The sequence below is a fragment of the Adhaeribacter aerolatus genome (genome assembly GCF_007991635.1).
Lineage (GTDB): Bacteria > Bacteroidota > Bacteroidia > Cytophagales > Hymenobacteraceae > Adhaeribacter > Adhaeribacter aerolatus.
In genome coordinates, this window is sequence record NZ_BJYS01000014.1 from 107,093 (window position 1) to 126,645 (window position 19,553).

General features: G+C 47.3%; 10 protein-coding genes. All 10 read right to left on the reverse strand.

Annotated features, from left to right (window positions below; genetic code table 11):
• Position 1: 1 nt before the first annotated feature.
• A complete protein-coding gene (locus AAE02nite_RS10480; protein WP_146897680.1) occupies positions 2 to 1,144 on the reverse strand; it encodes a sialidase family protein in 1,143 nt (380 codons plus the stop codon).
• A gap of 22 nt (positions 1,145 to 1,166) precedes the next feature.
• On the reverse strand, positions 1,167 to 2,414 hold the full coding sequence (locus tag AAE02nite_RS10485; RefSeq protein WP_246150942.1) for a glycoside hydrolase family 88/105 protein: 1,248 nt from the start codon (positions 2,412 to 2,414) through the stop codon (positions 1,167 to 1,169).
• 74 nt (positions 2,415 to 2,488) lie between these two features.
• On the reverse strand, positions 2,489 to 4,357 hold the full coding sequence (locus AAE02nite_RS10490) for a sialidase family protein (protein WP_218033464.1): 1,869 nt from the start codon (positions 4,355 to 4,357) through the stop codon (positions 2,489 to 2,491).
• Between the two features lie 168 nt (positions 4,358 to 4,525).
• Positions 4,526 to 5,446: a glycoside hydrolase family 43 protein gene (locus AAE02nite_RS10495; RefSeq protein WP_146897681.1), complete on the reverse strand. Its 921-nt coding sequence runs from the start codon at positions 5,444 to 5,446 to the stop codon at positions 4,526 to 4,528.
• Positions 5,446 to 6,867, reverse strand: a complete 1,422-nt coding sequence (locus AAE02nite_RS10500) for a glycoside hydrolase family 140 protein (protein WP_146897682.1) — start codon at positions 6,865 to 6,867, stop codon at positions 5,446 to 5,448. Before AAE02nite_RS10500 ends, AAE02nite_RS10495 begins: the two co-directional genes overlap by 1 nt.
• Positions 6,868 to 6,884: 17 nt before the next feature.
• On the reverse strand, positions 6,885 to 10,034 hold the full coding sequence (locus AAE02nite_RS10505; protein ID WP_218033465.1) for a DUF6298 domain-containing protein: 3,150 nt from the start codon (positions 10,032 to 10,034) through the stop codon (positions 6,885 to 6,887).
• Positions 10,035 to 10,212: 178 nt separating this feature from the next.
• Complete coding sequence (locus AAE02nite_RS10510; RefSeq protein ID WP_146897683.1) at positions 10,213 to 11,889, reverse strand: pectate lyase family protein; 1,677 nt, start codon at positions 11,887 to 11,889, stop codon at positions 10,213 to 10,215.
• 250 nt (positions 11,890 to 12,139) lie between these two features.
• Positions 12,140 to 13,813: a pectate lyase family protein gene (locus AAE02nite_RS10515; protein ID WP_218033466.1), complete on the reverse strand. Its 1,674-nt coding sequence runs from the start codon at positions 13,811 to 13,813 to the stop codon at positions 12,140 to 12,142.
• A gap of 606 nt (positions 13,814 to 14,419) precedes the next feature.
• Positions 14,420 to 16,168, reverse strand: coding sequence for a RagB/SusD family nutrient uptake outer membrane protein (locus AAE02nite_RS10520; protein ID WP_146897684.1), 1,749 nt, complete (start codon positions 16,166 to 16,168; stop codon positions 14,420 to 14,422).
• Between the two features lie 17 nt (positions 16,169 to 16,185).
• Positions 16,186 to 19,359 carry a SusC/RagA family TonB-linked outer membrane protein gene (locus AAE02nite_RS10525; protein ID WP_146897685.1) on the reverse strand — a complete coding sequence of 1,058 codons (3,174 nt, stop codon included), beginning with the start codon at positions 19,357 to 19,359 and terminating at the stop codon, positions 16,186 to 16,188.
• Positions 19,360 to 19,553: the final 194 nt, after the last annotated feature.

Here is a 19,553-nt window from a genome sequence, read left to right on the forward strand (position 1 = left end):
CTTATAAATCTTTATCCGGGTTGGTGGTATTGGCTGCTTTCTGGGCGGTAGTTGTTCCGGGCCAGAGCTCATTTTTTATCTCCTTCAGCTCCAGTTTTCTCGGGTCTATTTTCACGTATTTAATGCGTTCGCGCCGCCAGGTGTACACCACGTGCACCATCCCATCGGCCGACTGAATAACCGAAGGATAGGAATATTGACTGACAGGAGAATCTTCCAGCACCAGGGCGGCAAACCAGTTTTTGCCGTCCTTAGAAACGGCCAGGTTAAGCGGGGTGCGGGCACCTTTATTATTCTTGGCGCCAACCGGTGGCTTAACGTGGTTATAAACCAATACATGGCGGCCATCTTTTAAGGTAACGGCATCGGTGCCTGAGTTGGCATTGGGCAAGGCACTGGCAGCCAGCGGCGACCAGGTACGGCCATTATCCGAAGACCAGGATTCGATAATGGCGGCGTCTTTGCTCCGGCAAAGAATTTGCAACTTGCCATCGCGGTGTACCAAAATACTCGGTTGAATGGCATTAAAGGTTTTACCGTCATTAATTGGCCCGATTTTCTCCCAGGTTTTCCCAAAATCTTTCGTTACTTCAAAGTGAACTTTCCAGCCGTTGCCTTCGGTGCTGGAGGGGCTGATTAAGGTACCGTTGGAGAGTAATACGGGTTTGTTTTTGATTGGACCCAAAAAGCCAGCCGGCAAAGCCCGGGCCTTTGACCAGGTTAAGCCATTATCTTTCGAGGTTTTTAACCAGCCCGTCCAGCCCGCCACATTCGGACCTATTTTGTAATATAATTGCAACTCGCCGCCGGGCACTTGGTAAAGCACCGGGTTCCAGCAGGCATAGCGCAGCGTATCGTTTACAATGCCATTGGCGACTTCTACGGGGGCGGTCCATTTGTTATTTACCTGGCGGCTCACCCAAATGCCTACGTCCGGGTTTCTTTCTTTCGTGCCCCCAAACCAGGCCGCAATTAATCCTTTCGGCGTTTCGGCAATGGTAGCCGCGTGGCTTTCCGGAAAAGAAGCTTTCTCGAAAATAAATTCATCAACCTGAATGCCTTTTTTGAATTTGGGGGCCTGGGCCGAAGCGCTGTAAACAACAAGCAGGCTTAACACCAGTATCGCACGCCATAATTTTTTCATAGGAATAGCTTTTAAAAGTAAATTATTTATTCAGTTCGAGACTGGCCAAAATAAAAGGCCCCACACCTTTAGGGTCGTTGATGCGAATGGGCTCTTTCACGTAATATGCAAAAGAGCCGTTCCGGTCATCGCTCAGGCCAGCCACTTCGCACACCTGCAACAGGTTTATTTCACCATCTGGTTTTACTTCGACTAATTTCTCTATAATTCCCTTAAAACCTTTCTGGGCTATTGGCTTATATTTTGCCTCCAGGTAACCTTTATTTACACTTTTGGCAATCGCGTACACAAACATACACGAGCCGGAAGCCTCCAGGTAATTACCCGCGCGGTTACCCTGGTCCACTACCTGGTACCACAAACCGGTTTCGGTATCCTGGTATTTTTGCAGGGCGGGTACCAGGCGCTGCCAGATGGTTAATAATTCTTTTCTTTTCGGATGCGATTGAGGCAAATAATCCAGGACATCTACCAAAGCCATGGCATACCAGCCAATAGCCCGGCCCCAGAAATTGCGGGACCGGCCGGTCTCCGGATCGGCCCAGGGTTGCACCCGCTTTTCGTCCCAACCGTGGTAAAGCAAGCCGGTTTTGGCATCGCGGAGGTGCTTCTCCATTAATATTAGTTGCTGCGCTACATCGTCGAAAAGCTGAGGCTCATTAAATACCTGAGCATATTGCGCCAGAAAAGGACTTGCCATATAAGCGCCATCGAGCCACAATTGCGAAGGATATTTTTGCTTGTGAAAGAAGCCGCCTTCGGAGGTACGCGGATGCGTTTTCATCTGGTTCCGTAGTTGTTGCAAAGCCTTTTTATATTTCTCCTCGCCGGTAACTTTGTATAAGGTAAAAAGACTTTTGCCGGCGTTTATATTATCAATATTATAGGTTTCGGGTTGGTAGGTTTTAATGGTACCATCCGGCTGAATCATTTGGGTGCCGTAGGTTTTTACATAATCCAGGTATTTTTTATCCTGATTTTTCTTCCAGATTTGCTCAAAAGAATAAACAATTAAGCCTTGCGTGTAGCCCCAGCCCGGGTTCTTGTTTACATCCTGCAGCCAGGCATTTCTTTTAACCGTAGAGAGGGCCATCCGCTCCGACCATTTTAGATTAACCGGAATATTTTCTCCTCCTTCTACCGGAACTGCAATATTAAGCGGCAGGATTTCGGCTGAACTTTTAGGGCTAAAGCTGCTGGTTGTTACCATTAAGGTAGCAAAAGCGAAATAAGCGAACCATTTGCGGCTCTTGTATATTTTAATATTCATTTTACCTCTTTTATTTCCGTTGGCTTAGCCCTGTTGCATCTGTAAAAACCACCTGATTCAAAAATAATAAGTTGCTATCGGGAGGTTGTCTCCAAGGGTGCCCCGCTGGTTTTTAATGATTTGATGTAAAAAGCAGCGAGTTGGTCTTTTTCGCCGGCTTTGGGCACATCGTAATTCTGGTCGGTGGGGGTATCGGCATCGGGGAAGCGGCGTACTTCACCGGTACGGAAAACGATTCGCTCAATGGAAGGAACCGGGGCAAAAAAGATGCGGGTGCCAATGGTTTTGCCGTTTACCGTTACCACGTACGAGCGCGTATCCACGTTTAAATCTACCTTAACATCGTATTGCTTGCCGGCTTCGTATTGCGTGAGGTTGGAATTGCGGTAACCGGCTTTGGTTTTCAGGCTGCCGTCGGCATCAAAAATCATCCGGACTGCGGCATTACCTTTGCCGTCCTGAAACTCAATATTTAACTGACCTTTGTCGTTTTGGGACGGGGTTATTGAAAATTCGGCGGTAACTTTTTTAGCAACCGGAATCACCCGCTCGGCTTTGGCGTATTCAAACAGGTCCCAGTCTTTCAGGGCCAGGGCTTTGGTGCCATCCGCGGTTTTTTCTATCTGAGCCGGTGCCCACAAAGCACTGTAAATATTCCATTCTTTTAACTCTTTTCCGTTCGGCATTAAGTTAAATACTTCGTTGGCGGGGCCCTCGGCTTTTTCTTTTACCGGCACTGGAATCGACGATACCCACATATCTTCTTTGTTCATGCTGTAGGTCACCCACATTTTGCCATCTGGTGGCGTGCCGTTGCCTTCTACAATGCCCCGCACGTATTGCGGACCGTAAGATTTATAATTGCCACCGTACCGCATGCGGGTGATTTCGCCGTTTACCAACAATAAATTGGTATAATCCAGGCCGTTGGCACTGGTAGAAATGGCTAAAGGCCAGCGAAACTCCGAAGGATTATAAACGGTGGCGTAACGGCCATCAGAGGTTTTTTGCCCCCAGATTTTGGCATTGCTGTTTACAAAATGCGGTGCCCGGATGGGATTATACTGCCAGGATTTACCACCGTCTTTGCTGATGGAGGTTAAGGCGTGTTTCCACAAACCTACTACCCGGCCATCCGGCAAATGGTAATAATTAAAGGCTTTGATTTCTCTTTTCAGCGGAATAAGCTGATCGTTGCGGTCAGCTTCTTCTACCCACTGCTGCATCATGAGTGGGTTGGCCAGTAATTCGTTGCAGGCGGCTACAAAGCCTTTGTCTTTGCTGGTGGTGTAAAAAGGATAGCTGGATTTTTTCTGGTCCCAAGTGCTGTTATGGCGGATAAAATAAATAGGCCCGTATTTTCCATTGGGTAATATTTCGCGCACTACCCGGCCAATGCCTTTGCCGTCGTTCGGGTCGTCTTTGGCATCCATGGCTATGCCGTAATAAGCCAGGGCCAGCAAGCGGTTTTTCTTCGATACAAAAAAGCCCATGCGCTGGTGCATCACGGCATCTAAATCTTTGGCAACGCCGGGATAGCCTTCTTTTTTCCAGCCATCCGGAATGCGGTAAGGCGGAAATATCACCGTGGGTTTAGACCAGCTATAACCATCTTTGGAAGTCAGCAATAAGGTTTGTCCGGGTGGCACGTGCTCGCCTACCGGGTTACTCAAAAACTCCAGGTAGAAAGTATTATTCCAGTAAGCCAGCATGGGCGCGTGGTTGTACGTCCAGTTCAGGCCGCCAGCCAGTTCCGGGTGCTCGCGGTTGGCCCGAAATACCTGAATATTATGCACCCCAACGGCCGGACTAAGTTGTCCGTGGTGGTAATCGACGTTAGATAAGGTTTGGCCGGTATACCGCACAGTGTCCTGGGCCTGCACAGTTATTAAACCCAATCCTAAACAAGCAACTACCGAAATCTTTTTGAAAATATGCATCATTAGCTTCTGTCAATACCTAAAGAAAACTGCCATTTTCATTCTAAAGAGGATGAAAAGTTAATCTGACAAAGGAAAATATTTAATCAATGTTTTATCACTTATAAATATAATATTTATATATGAAATAATCAAAGTAAAACAGGTACAAATTTATGTTTGCAGGTTTATTTACTTGGCGGCAGCTGCCTTCTGTAAGTTTTGCAATTGTTTTTTAGTAGCTTTAAAAATGGTACCGTGTTTATGGCCTTTGGGAACGTCTACTTCTTTGGTGATATCTGTAAAGGTTTTGAAGTCTTTCGTCCGCATGGCACCGTAGATTTTTTCCTGGTACACATCAAAATATATCAGCCATTCGTCTTTAATTTTTACCACCGTAGGACCCTCAATAAAATTACCCGTAAAGGGTTCCGTAACGCCGGTGTAAGGCCCTAAAGCCGATGGACCAAAAGCCATCTTCAGGTTGCGGTTGGGGCGGGTATTATCTTTCAGCACCAAGGCGTATTTACCTTTATCCTGTTTTACAATTACCGCATCTATCACGCTAAAGCCTGGGTCGAGGAAAAGACGAGTTTCAGAAAAAGTTTTAAAATCGGGCGTGGTGGTGTAATACATCCGGTGGTTGTTATTTTCTTCTTCGATGCCCCGCGGAAAGCGTTCGGGAATGGTAGAAGCCCAGATAATGACAAAAAGCTTTAGGTCCTCGTCGTAAAATAATTCGGGCGCCCAAACATTAACCGTGGTGGGTTCATGCTGCATTACCGGAATAAATTTTTGCTCCGACCAATGAATCAAGTCTTTTGAACTAGCATAGCCAAAGCCTTGGTCGCCGCGCCAGCCGGTCGTCCAGACCAGGTGGAAAGTACCATCCGGACCTTTTACCACTGATGGATCGCGCATAAGTTTACTTGCGCCGGCTTCTGGTTTCAGAAAAGTTTTGTTCAGGTCGGTCCATTTGTAGCCATCGTAGCTGTACAGTAGGCGCAGGCCTTCGTTCGCGGGCTCGTGGAAAGAAGAAAATAGGTAAACTTCTTTGCTGCCGCAAGCGGTAAATATTAAAAAGCAGAGAACAGGTAATAATTTCCGAAGCATTATTTTTTATCTAAAACCAGTACCCAATCGTTGCCGTTTTGGGGTTCGCCGGGCGGGTTGAATTCCTGCACCCCGGTATTCGGGAAAGTGCCAATAACAGTAAACTGCCCATCACGCGGGCTGTACCAAGATGCTTTTACCTCTTGGCCGGCAATTTTTCCCATATTTACTTTAAAGGACCGCCCGGTATAGGTATACAGAAAAGCGTAATCCTGCCCGCGGGTACCTAATACATAATCATATTTTTCGCCTTGCTCACCGGCAATTAAGGTTTGGTCCGGAACCCGTTCGAAATAAGGCCGCGAAAGCATTAGTTTTTTCAGGTGTACCATCTGGCCGGCACCAGGGTCGTCGATGCCGTTATACCAAAAATCTTTTACCCCGAAGGCACCTTTCTTATCGTCGGGTTTAAACATTTGCATCACGGCATTGTGGCCGTAGGTATACCCGGCTCCACCCGCAAACACCGACCAATAACCGTAGCGGCGCACATCGCTGTCGGTCCAAACGGGTTGGGTAAAATCGTGCAAGCCGTGGACTATTTTTTCGTAGGATGGCTCACCGTCTAAAGTAGGTTTGGTGGGCGATTTCTGGTAATCTACCTGCACGTATTTCCAGTTGTCTTCCCCGTATTGCAGGTCGGTGGCCGAGGTATCCTGGTCGTAGCGGCGGTGGCCCGACTGGAACATGTTAAAATCTAACCAGGGCTCCTGGTGGAACCAGGCCGTGGAGGAAGTACGGCCGCGCGGATGGAAAGTAACCAAATGATCCGGCACCGTTTTTTGCAGGACTTGCCCAATATTTTGCCACACCCGCACCGAATCGCTGCCCCGGATATCGCCACCATTTAACCAGATAATATTATTCCGGTCTTTATACCGCTCCGTCAGGAAAGTAGCGTATTGCGTGGCGCGTTCCGGCGTAACCTGCTTGCTTTTAACATTGTTGCCCCACATAAGTACCAGGCCTAGGTAAAGGTTCTTTTCGGCGGCTTTATCCACGATGTAGTCCAGGTGATCCCAGTAATCATATTGTTCTGGGTCGGTAAAATTATTCCCTTCAGTATCTTTAGGTTTGGCCGGATTTCTGGCTATCAAAGCGCTATCGCCGTAACTATTTACGGCACCAATGCCATGCAGCACACTAATCTGAATCACATTAAAGCCTTTTTGGCGGCGGTTTTCGAGGTATTTTTCGGCTTCCTCCCGGTTAAGTTTGGCAGGTAGCAGCCAGCCTGTATCGCCTAACCAGAAAAAGGGTTCGCCTTTTTCTGTCATGAAATAACGGTTGTTTTCGGAGATGCGCAGTTTGGGTAAGCTTGAAGACTTATTAGGCAACCTTTGCGAGGCACAGGCTGCAACTAATAAGTTTACCACCCAAATGGAACAAACAAACAAAATTCTTTTAGTCTTAAACCACATAAATATTTGCGTATGCCTTAAAGCCGGGAAATCCACACCACCACCGGACCAGACGGCAGGTTTGTTGTTTCGGTTAATTTCCCATTGCTACTATTTTTTTCATTTTGGAGCTGACCGGTTGCCGGGTCGAACCAGCGTACCCGGAACTTACCCCTAGCCGTTTTCAAATCGACCGGAATTGCATCGGCTGTTTCCTGGTAAATAATATATTCCCCGTTTTTATTACCCAAAGCATATTGTCCGGCAGGTTGATTAGGTAAATCCAAGGGTTGCATGCTAGAAGCAGCCGGCAAGAAACCCGGGTGAGCCACAACCGGAATCTCGGCTAAAGAGCCACCTGCCAAAAAAGCGGCCCAGCCCTCGTGATCGTAGTTACTGGCGGAGTACATGACGGCTTTGCTGGGATTGGCTTGGCGGTAATCGTACACCGCGCGGTAAACCTGGGCAAAAGAAGACTTACCCGGTTTTACGAGGCGGGCATGCTGGCGCGGGGCTAGGTTTTGCCCACCAGCAGGCGCGTAAGCGGTGCCATCTTCGCGGTAATGCCAGTACCGGATATCAATTACATCTACTACTGCCGCCCGAGCTGGATCAGCCAGAATAGCGTCTTGCACATCTTTGGTGGTGCTTAAACCAACCAGCGCGTTTTTGCCGGTTTCTTTTTCCCATTCCCGAATGGTATCGAGCCAGAATTGCACAAAATGTAAAGGTCCGGTATATTCTGCACTGATTAATTGCAGCACCCCGGTATTGCCATTAAAATTATTCAGGCACTGCCGGATGTAAGCCCGGTGCAGTTCCCGGTGCTGCGGGTGGTTTACATCGTAAAACTGCTCGGCCAGGAAAATACGTTTGTCACCGGCATAAGGCACCGGTTCCGGAAAACCAGTTTCGTTAATATTATTGGCTGGCCGCCACGGGAAGTCGGCGTAATGGGCACCGGCCTCGATAATATTATGCTGAAAATATTGCTGATGCACCAGCAGCAAACCTTTCTGGTCCGCTAAGTCGGCAAAGGTTTTCAAGCGGCTCCAGTACCAATTATTTGGTTTCGTCAAGTCATATTTACTCAAGCCGTCCCAGGCGGTTTCTTTACCACTGCGGGCAAAAGGCAATTCGTAAAAGGGCGGCCAAACTTCGCCATCCATCCGGCGGATGCGTTCGTGGTCGTCGCGGCGGCGCTCGTACCACAAGCCGTAATTGTGTTCCAGGGCTACTTGTCCCTGTTTTTTCATATTATCCGTCAGCTCTGCCAGGTCATCGGTTAGGCCGTGACCAGTGCGGCCCGGTACAAAACGCGTAATGTGGGGTTTGGTTTTTTCCAAGGCGTAAACTCGGGATGAGCCCGACCACCAGGGCACATCCTGGCGCTTACCAGTTATTACTTCTTTGCCGCGCACCAGCCAGCCATTTTCCAGGTGCAGCGGTGCCGCCGATGTTGCCGCAATAGGTGCTTTAAGTTTTAATTGGTCAATTGTTTTTACTTTGGCAGCCTGCGTAGGAATGGGGTTGCGTTGCGGGGCGCCATCAATCCAATCAACCAGGCGGGGCGCTGGCTTTACGGCCTCGGCCGTCAGGGCCATGGCTACTGCTACCGGCGGACTACTGGAAGCATCGGTTTCCATGGGCAGCAGTTGTGCCCGCTCACCTACCTCTTTGCCCAGCCGGTCGGTTAATTGCGCGTAAAATAAGGAGCGGGGCTTGATGTGGCTGTTTGATTCTTCCCAGTGCCCATCACCGGAAAATTGGGCCCAGGTACCGAATGCCCAGTTCTGAGCCGTTGGCGGAGAATAATTATCTATGCGAGCAGCGGCGCATTGCCAGAAAACACTGTTGGCGGCACTCCAACCGGCACCCATACCATCTTGTCCTCGATTTTTAAAACTTAAAGCGTGGCCGTCTACATTTACAATATCGAATAAAACGCCGGAGGCCCAGCTATCGATCGCTCCGCTAAAGTTGTAAGGCAAAACGGATTCGCATTGCACAAAAGCATTCGGGCCGGCGGCACAAAAACCCACGGCAAAATCGTGGTAGCCTTGTTCGGCATAATTCCGCTGAAAAAGCGTTTGCTGACCGTTCGTGAAAAAAGTATAACGGCGCTGTCCGCCAATTTCGGAAACGGGTGCCAAGGATTTGCAATCTTCTACGGTAACTCGCTTCGCTGTTTCGTAAACCGCCACGGCCGAGCCGGCAAAATGTTCAAATATTACCTGGCGCACCCAGGCATCCTGAATATTTTCCAGGGTAATTGCCATCCAGCGGTGGTCTTCGTCTTTGGGGTTAGTTTTATCGTAAGCCGAACGGAGACGCAGATTTTCTACTCCTACTCGGCTGATGCGGCCGGGCCAGTTAACCTTGGCTACGGTTCCGCCACCATAATTGGCATCTAAAGCGGTAGTTATCGGCGCATCCAAGGTCAGGGTTTCACCGGTTACCGCCATTACTTTTCTATCCCAGAATAAATCTCGTTGACCCGGTTTCCAGCCCAGGGCCGTAATGCCGCCACCAAAATGGTCCGTTCCTAAAGCTTTAATCCAGGCAGCGGTACTCGGGCGTTGAATCTGGACGTGGTCACCTATTTTAAACGTTTGACTGTTTTCTACCCGCATCTGGTTGGCGTTTACGGGTACATAAGCATCTTTAATTTTTACAGGTGTTCCCAGTTGCTTATCGTTCACTCCGTTTAGGGTAATAAAAGTCTGGCGATCTTTGCCAGCGGCTAATAATATTGTGCCATCTTCGCTCATGCCGCTGCCACGCAGTACCACCCCGGAAGTTTTAATATTTAAGCTCCCACTTACTTCGTAAATTCCTTTTTGTAATAAAACTGCTCCCCGGAAACCACTTTTGTCTAAAGGCAAACCAGCTACATAATCTAAGGCCGCCTGAATCCGGCGGGTAGCATCCTCTTTCTGAACTAGTACTACCATTTTAATGGGCACATTTGGGATAGGCGCTTCGCTGGCCGCGTAACCGCAGAAAGAGAAATCCGGAATGCGGTTACCTTTTGCATCGGGGCTATAAACCAACCGGCCGTCTTTGCCTAATGCTACTGGTGAAGCGGGTTTTGCCGGTTTATTATTTTGCGCCAGGACCGGGAAGTGCAGGCTTAACAAGCTAACGAGCAGACCTGTCAGGAAATAATACCTTTTAGGCTTAGGCAATATTTTAAATAAATTACGCAATGGCTTAAGGCTTTTTATTATCGTCGAGATTGATCTGTTTTACTTTTTAGAATACAACTCTGTAAACTATACCAATTCTTTAGTGGTGAAAAACCTCCCCCTACCCCCTCCAAAGGGGGACTGTTCCTGGTTAGTTATTTTAGTTGATAACAAAACCTTATCTTTTGGCTAGTGGGTCAATATTGTTTTTGGGGTCTTGCCAGTTTACTTTCTTTTTGGGGTCAAGGCCGTTGATATATTTCTCAATGTTGGTATAGCCGTCGCCGTTCAGGTCGGCTATGGCATCGGCCGCGTTGTTTGGGTTCAGGTTGTATTTCTTTTCCCAGTCATCGGGCATGCCATCTTTGTCAGAGTCTTTGTAAGGCGTGCCTTTGTACTCGGGGTAGCCACCTACCTGGCTGATGTGCGTGATAATACCCAATTTGTAAGAATCTACGGGTAAGCGGCGCTTCACAAATTCTTTACCTACGCCGGTAACCCCGCCTTCTTTGTTGTTAATTTTACCGGTTTTTACCTGCTCTACGATGCGGGCATCTACCGGGTCGCGTTTAGGCAAGGTAGCGCCGGCATTATTTAGTACATAGCTGTAAGCTTCGGTAGCCGACATGGTTTTAACCGGGGCCATCGGGAAAGGCTTATCTACCCGGATTTGGTTTAAATATCCACCCGCATCAGCTTCGTCTTCTACCTGTACGCCGCCGGCCCAATTATCTTTCGTTACTTTCTCAAAGCCTTCCACCACATTACCGTTTACATAAGCTTTACCAAAAGTTTTAACGGCGTTCTTGTCCCGGTTAGATTCCGGCTTTAAAATGCGGTAAGCAATGGGTTTATCTTTGGGCGTAATGGGCCCGGGTTTGTAGTAGTTATTAATAAAATTAAACAACGAGCGGTGATCACCACCATCGGCCGACCGGTTCCACCAGTTAAATATTACGTTATTTACAAAACCAAAGTCGCCGTACATGCCAATAGAGGGATTCCGGGAAATATTATCGGCCCACAAATTGCGCATGAAGGTACTGTTTAAACCACCAATGGTACTACCAAAAGAATGGTTATAAGTATCGAGGCACTCGGAGAATATGGAGTTCTGGATGGTAATATTTACGGTAGGTAATTTTTGCGGTTTAGAGCCATCACCCGGATCGTACATGTGCCGGTACCACGACATGTTTTCATCGAGTCCCCAGCTAGCCGAAACGTGATCCACAATAATATTACCTACCGGGTTGCCGCCGATGGCATCATCGCGGCGGGTAACCTCGGTTTCGCCGCGCCGGAAGCGCATGTGGCGGATTACCACATCGTGGGTATTTACCCAAATGGTTTCGCCGGCTACGCAAACCCCGTCGCCGGGTGCGGTCTGGCCCGCAATGGTAATGTAAGGAGCCCGTACAATTAAGGGGCTTTTTAATTTAATAATACCAGCCACGTTAAATACCACAATGCGGGCACCGCCTTGTTCGCAGGCTTCGCGCAAAGTTCCCGGTCCGCCGTCGGCCAGGCTCGTTACCACAATTACTTTACCCCCACGGCCACCAAACGAAAAGGCTCCGCCCCCTTCGGCTCCCGGGAAAGCTGGTATTTTAGCCTGCGGCAAATCCGATGGTTTTGCTGCCCAAGGAATATAGGGTTTGCCTTTTTTAGCTTCTGCTTCTATTATAGGTTTGGCTTTGGCCCAGGCTAGATCCGATATTCTTTCTACTTCCTTGAGTTCTTCATCGGCTTTGGCCTGTAAAGTCGGCGGAATGGTGGGGTATTGGGCAAACGATTTTGGGACTACACCCAAAAGGGACATTAGCGTAAAACCCAGTAAATAAGATTTCCTCATTTTACCTTGTATTTTAATTTTTGTGGTGGAAACCGGTTTTACATTTAGTCCTGAATGGCTTAACAGGAATAAGGTGGCCGGGTGTAAATTGGTAATGGTTTTGTTAAAATGCCTGCTTCCGATAATCAGGTTTTATCTTTCCGGAAGCAGGCTTCTAATAGCTATGGTACTTTGGAGAAGTTCTTTAATATTTAAACCTCCCCCTACCCCCTCTAAAGGGGGACTTTCAATAACTTGACAAATGCTCTTTTTAATTGCGGGCAAAAGTATCGGTATTATTTTTCGGGTCTTTCCAGTTTACTTTTTTGGTTGGGTCGATGCTGTGAATATATTTTTCGATGTTGGTGTAGCCGTCACCGTTCAGATCGGCCACCGCGTCCGCCGGATTTTTTGGATCTAGTTTATATTTCTTTTCCCAATCATCGGGCATGCCGTCGTTGTCCGAATCTTTGTAGGCTTTGCCTTTGTAGTTGGGGTAGCCGCCTACCTGGCTGATGTCGGTGATAATGCCGCCCTTGTAAGAATCGATGGGTAAGCGGCGGTGCTTAAACTGGGTTTCCGGTACCTTCACGTTTTTGTTGTACTTAATTTCACCGGTGCGTACCTGTTCCACCACGCGGGCATCCACGGCATCGCGTTTAGGTAAAGTAGCGCCGGCGTTGGCCAGCACGTAGTTGTAAGCTTCCTGGGTAGGCATAATATTTATTGGTGCCATCGGGAAAGGTTTGTTCGAGCGCATATTGTCAGTGTACTTACCGGCATTTGGTTCGTCTTCTACCTGCACGCCACCGTCCCAGTTGTTGCGGGTTACTTTTTCGTTGCCTTCTACAATATTGCCGTTTACGTAAGCGCGTCCGAATACCAGGTAACCCAGCTTGCTGCGGCCCGATTCGGGTTTTAAAATGCGGTGGCCTATGGGCGTGTTTTTAGGGGTTAGGGGTCCGGGTTTGTAATAGTTATTAATGATGTTATACAGAGCCGTATAATCGCCGCCATCGGTAGAGCGATGAACCCAGTTAAATACCACGTTATTTACAAAGTTAAAAATACCGTTCCAACCAATAGAAGGATTACGACCTGCATTATTCGCCCACATATTCCGGATAAAGGTACAGTTCTCGCCGCCCAGCGTGCTGCCAAAAGCATGGTTCCAGGTATCGAGGGCTTCGGAGAAAATAGAATTCTGAATGGTAATATTTACCGTGGGTAATTTCTGCTCTTTGGTGCCGTCGCCGGGATTAAACATGTGGCGGTACATCGACATATTTTCGTCTAAGCCCCAGCTGGCCGATACATGGTCGATCATGATATTGCCAACCGGGTTGCCGCCAATAGCATCGTCGCGACGGCCCACGTTGGTTTCGCCCCGCCGGAAACGCATGTAGCGGATTACCACATCGTGGGTGTTGATCCAGAAAGATTCGCCGGCTACGCAAATGCCATCGCCTGGAGCGGTTTGGCCCGCAATGGTAATATAGGGTGCCCGAACAATTAATGGACTTTTTAATTTGATAATTCCGGCTACGTTAAAAACAATAGTACGGGCGCCGCCTTGTTCGCAGGCTTCGCGCAAGGTTCCCGGTCCGCTATCTTCCAGGCTGGTTACTACAATTACTTTACCCCCGCGGCCACCAAACGAAAAGGCACCGCCCCCTTCGGCTCCTGGAAAGGCCGGAATCTCAGCTTGCGGCAAATCGGTTGGACGGGCTGCCCACGGAATATAGGGCTTGCCTTGTTTGACTTCGGCTTCCACAATCGGCAGCGCTTTGGCCCAAGCCTCATCCGATTTCCGCTCCGCCTCTTTCATCATGGCATTGCTGGCTTGCTGCACGTCTTTAGGCACATCGGGGTACTGGGCAATGGCTGGTTGTACTAGCGAAAGCATCACGGCCGAAACCAATAAAGGGAATAGCGTTTTTTTCATTAGCTTATTGTTTTTATATTCTGTGGTTTATCATCCAAACCGGCTATATCAAACAGAATTAAATAAGTATCTCTATTTGATGTAACTCTTTACTTTAAATTTCTCCTATTTAACCGGTTAAACCAACCAGAACCGGCTTAATCCTGACCTAATCCAGACCAACCGGGATTATATACCGCCGAAAAAGTAGTTACCAAATTAATAATTTTTATTTATTAATAAAAATATACTTCAATTATAAATAATTAAGACATTGAAAAATCATTAAAGCTAAATAAAATAGGGGCCTAAAAAGATAATGACCTTGTTGATTATCTGTGTTTTTTCAACTAAGTAGAGCAAAAAACATCTGTGATTTGTCTTACCGCTTACCCTTTCAAAGACTGCATTCAATTACGTTAGTTCAAAGAGCAGGCTGTTAATGGAGTTTAAACAGACATCCTGATAATTAGCAGGAAACCGGAATAAAATAAAAAAGGAGATAAATAATATCTCCTCTTTATTTTGTTCCGGTAATCAACTAATATCGAAACTAACTATTTTTTAAAATAAAATAAATAAGACATTCTATTAATGAATATTCTAAACCCCGATATTAAAATATACTTACTGCAACGGATCAAACGTGCCGCCGTTCCAGCCTTTGGTTTGTTCCAGATTAGGGTTATTCGAAATAGCCTGTTGCGGCAGGGCAAAGAAATAATATTCGGGCTTCCAGTTTATCTCGTACCGGGTATCCATCACTTTGGTACCAATGGTGAAATATTTAGAATAAGCTTCATCCAGGCTAATATTATCCCGGTTCTTCTCAAATTCGGCAGCTGGTATAGCAGTAGTATTAAGGCTAATATTAATACCTGTTCTTCTTTTACCATTCAGTACTTCTTCAAACAACAGGTGTCTTCTTAAATCCCAATAACGCTTACCTTCAAAAGCAAACTCAACCTGTCTCTCGTCCAGAATAGCCTGGAACATCTCCTCGCGGGTCATGGTAGGCTTTAAACCGAAGAGACCATCGGCACCAGCCTCAATACCAGCTCTTTTTCTGATCTCCTTCAGTTCAGCATAAGCTTCTTCTAATTTATTCAAACCGGTGGCACTTTCGGCTAAATTCAACAATACCTCCGCGAACCGGATTTCCATCCAGTCGGTGCCAACGTATTGCACATTACCGGCGGCTACGTTCTTATCGATGGCTTTACGGGTGTAAAAACCGGTATTGGTAGCGGTGGGCTCCACGGTTTTGTTGTTAACCAGATAAGTCCATAGCTTGTAGCTATTATTTCCGTTGATAGACCAGGTGGCGCCATTGTACGCAATCGTTTTGTCGAACCGCGGATCCCGGTTTTTGTAAAACAGCTTAGGGTTGTAAGTATATTTAGAAGAGGGATCATCAATCTTTTTACCATCTTTCATCGGGAAGGCATCAACCATTTCTTTGGTTGGCTGATTAGAACCCCCGCCGGTGCCTAAATACTTGGGCCGCGTACTGTTATCGTACGTGTTGTTTTTCTTCTGCTGGTCGTTAGTACTGTTGTTGTAGCCGGTAATAAAAACCGCTTCGGGGTTATTTACCTCCTGAAACCACATATCTTCAAAACTGGCATGTAGTTTATGGCCGTTGGCCATTAATATTTCTTTTGCTTTTTTATTCGCATCGTAGGCTTTTTGCCACCGCTCTGCTAAATCGCCGGGGTTAAACTGCGGACTGGCCCAGTATAATGAAGCTCGCCCTTGCAACGCCGCCGCCGCACCACTGGTTACCCGGCCCCAATCAGCGCCCATCCATTTGCCGGGCAGGTTTTCGATAGCTAAATTCAGGTCCGAAGCAATTTGGGCAAAAGTCTCGGAGGTTTTGTTACGGGCCATAAAGGTAGATTCTTTGCTTTCGCCTACCGCATTTTGCGGCTCCAGCACCAAGGGAACGCCGCCGTACAACCTTACTAAATCGAAATAACGCCAGGCCCGGAAGAAATAAAGCTGGCCTTTCAGCCGGTTGCGCATGTACGGCGGGATGGTACCTTTTTCCAGTTCCTGTATGCCCTGGTTAATGCTCCTGATTTTACCGTAATTATTATTAACGTTGATGCTGGTTCCAAAATCTGAAACTGTGTTTACTTGTACAGTTCCCTGGAAATAAACCGATTCGCCGTAAGATTCGTCGGATAAATTGCTGTTGCCACCCCAACCTGGCAGGTTTTGGTCATAAACATAATCAACGTACACCCGGGCCAGTGTTGAGTCGTTCCACACTTCTTCGTTTAAACCCGATAAATCCCGCTTATCCAACACATCTTCGCAGCCAGTGAACATACCCAGGGTTCCTGCCAGCACTAAAATTTTATATAATTTCATCTTGGTCGACTTTTAAATTATAAAGTAAAGTTTACACCCAGGTTAAAAGTCTTCACGTTCGGATAAGCATCAAACGAGGTGGAAGGATCTTTGTAATCGAAGGGATTAAAGAAGTTAAATGGATTGGTACCGTTCAGGAATACCCGGGCATTGGTATTGCGGGTAAAGCTTTTGGGCAAGGCATAAGACAAGTTAAAGCTGCGCATCCGGAAGCTGAATGAATTGCGGAACCAGAAATCGGAGGTCCAGGTATTGCTGTCGTAAAATGGATTCGGATACGCGGCATTCGTGTTATTTTCGCTCCAATGGTCGGCCCAGAATGCCGGGCGGTTTTCGCTGGCACTTGCTGCTTTGCGGGCGTTACCTTCTACCAAAGCTTGCCCCCCGAAAGCGCCAGCCAATACCATATCTAAACGTAATCCTTTATAACCAGCGCCTAAAGATAAACCAAAGCCGTAGTGGTTGCTCGCTTTCGGCGAAATCCAGTCTTTGTCTTCATCCTCGGTAATTTTTCCGTCCGGGGCGGTAAACTGACCATTTGCATCCCGGGGACCTCTGATATCCTGGTAATATAACATACCAGGCTTAGGTGCCTGACCATCTATGGTGTAATTTGGGTTGGTTTCCAGGAATCGGTCTACATCTTCCTGGGTCCGGAACATACCTAAATAATGGTAACCTTCGATTCCCTGGTCGGTGGATTGGTTGATGGGGTATAAATAAGTACCTACGTCTCCGGGAGCATAATCTACTAAGATTCTTTTGTTATCGCTCCAGGATAAAAAGCTATTGGCATAATAATTAAAATCGCTGCCCACGTTATCTTTCCAGCCAACGGATATTTCGTAGCCAAAACTGTTTACCGTGGCATAATTTTCGTCGGGCATGGTACCCCCTACGGTGAGCGGAATAGAAGCCCCGCGGGTATACAGCATATTGTAGCGGTGGTCGTGGAAACCATCCAATGTAGCGGATAGGCGATTTTCCAGAAATCCGGCATCTATCCCAACGTTAATCTTGGTAACATCATCCCAACGCACTTCGGGGTTAGGCATAGCCTCAAGTTTTAAACCGGGCATGCGGATGCCATTGCCGCCGAACACTGCTCCGTTGGAGTTAAAGGTGTAACGCTGGCGCCACAGCCAGGGCTTGGCCTGATCGCCGCCCAGTAAACCAACCGAACCCCGCAGTTTTAAAGTATTAATAGCCGGCACATTATTCTTAAAGAAATTTTCTTCGGAAATTACCCAGCCAGCCGATAAAGACGGGAATAAGCCCCACCGGTATTCCGGAGCAAACTTAGTGGAGGCATCGTAACGCGCAGCTATTTCGAGGAGGTATTTGCCGGCATAATTGTAATTTACCCGGCCTACATACGATAAATTGCCTGATTCTTTGGCACTAGTAGAAGCATCCATGGCACCAAAAGCCATATTCATAAAATCACGGCCGCCTTCCACAATGCCTTCTTTCATCGACCGCGTTTCTTCCCAGTAAGTTTCGGCCTGCTCTACCAGCACCAAAGCGCCAACATCGTGCTTGCCAAACTGGCGGTTATAGTTTAAAAAGCCGTTAAGCTGATAGTTGTCGGTATAGTCCGGATTTACAAATACCCGGTCGCCGTTGTTTAAAGTAGTAAACGGACCAACCCCGGTGGTCATTAACTGATCGGTATAAATATGGCCGTTGTTTCGGAAGTTGTATACCCGGTATTTAGTAGCAAACTCTTTGCTATATTTATTATCCAGGTTTTTGCTGTATTGTACCCGCGCTCTCAGGCCTTTGATAAAGGGTACCTCGTATTCTAAGTTAGCATTTATGTTTAAGCCAGTGGTCCGGGCATATTTATAATTATCTAATCTTTGTATTTCGAAAAAGTGATATCCTTTGTCGGAAGCCACACTAACCGGCAAACCATTAATGTATGGCGGCGTCCACTGCGGAATTTTCAATAATGAAATCATATCGGCTTCTTCCGAAGAATTAAGCTTGGAATTGTATTTGCGCGTGCCGGAAAGGTCGCCGGCCAAAGAAACGCCCAACTTTAAGGAGTTAGTAACTTTTACATCGGTGTTGGCCCGGAACGTCCATTTGTTCATGTTAATGTTATCGAAGTTACCGTCCTGCTGGTAGTAAGAAGCTCCCGCAAAAAAAGTGGCTCTTTCGCCGCCGCCGCTTACATTAAGGGCATGGCGGGTCGTGTAGGATGGCTTCCAGGCTTGTTCCAGCCAGTTATAATTATTATTCCGGAAATGTTCTAATTCGGCATCGGTATAATAATTCGGGTCGGTCAGGTAGCCATTGGGCCCGTCAGCTACGAAATTGCGCCGCGTACGGGTCATGGTATTTAATAAATTAGCATGTTCGTAGCCATTCATTACCTGCGGCATATAAGTAGCATCCGATAAACCGGCAGAACCGCTGTAGTTAAACTTAGGCTTGCCTTCTTTACCCCGTTTGGTTTTTACCAGCACCACACCCTGGGCCGCACGGGCCCCGTAAATAGCAGCAGAGGCATCTTTTAATAAAGAAATCGTTTCTACTTCGGAGGCATCTAACAGGTTAAAATCTTCCAGACTCCGTATTACCCCATCAATCACATATAAAGGATCCAGGGTACCGCCGTCTTTGCTGTACAACAAAGGATTACGTACCACAATAGACGCCGCCTGGCCCGGACGGGTGGTTCCGCCACTTACGGCAACACCGGCCATGCGGCCCGACAAAGCTGTGGCCAGACTACCAACCGGTAAATCTTCGATATCGGCCACATTTACCTGCGCTACCGAACCGGTTAAATGCGCTTTTTTTTGCTCGCCATAGCCTACCACCACTACTTCTTCCAGGGCACGGGCATCGGCAGTTAGTTTAATAGTTAGGCTGGAAGCGTTACCAATGGCTACTTCTTTCGACATAAAACCAACAAAGGAAACAATTAAAGTCTGCGCATCATCTGGCGGGACAATGGTAAAATTACCTTCAGCATTGGTGGTAGTACCAACAGTGGTGCCTTTTACCAGAATGGTTACACCCGGAAGCCCTTCTCCTTTTTCGTCGGTGACGCGGCCGGTTATGTCTCTGACTGGTTTGGCGTGCATTACCGTAGCCACCGTTAAAAGCAGACAGAAGGTCATCAAAAACTTTTGCTGCCATTGTCTCCTGAGGATTTTAAAAAGTAACTCTGATTTCATAGAGGTTAAATTAGTAATTTGATTATGTGTGGTGAGCTAATGCGGTAAGATGCACTTTAAAATAGAATAGCCTAGCTGATGCACATTTTAAAGGCAACCAAACAGATTTAGCAGGTTGGCCCGTTAAACAAGTACAATGACTATTCCGGGCTTTTAAAGGCTGCCGTAAGAGGAGTCGACAGGTAAAAAGAGGG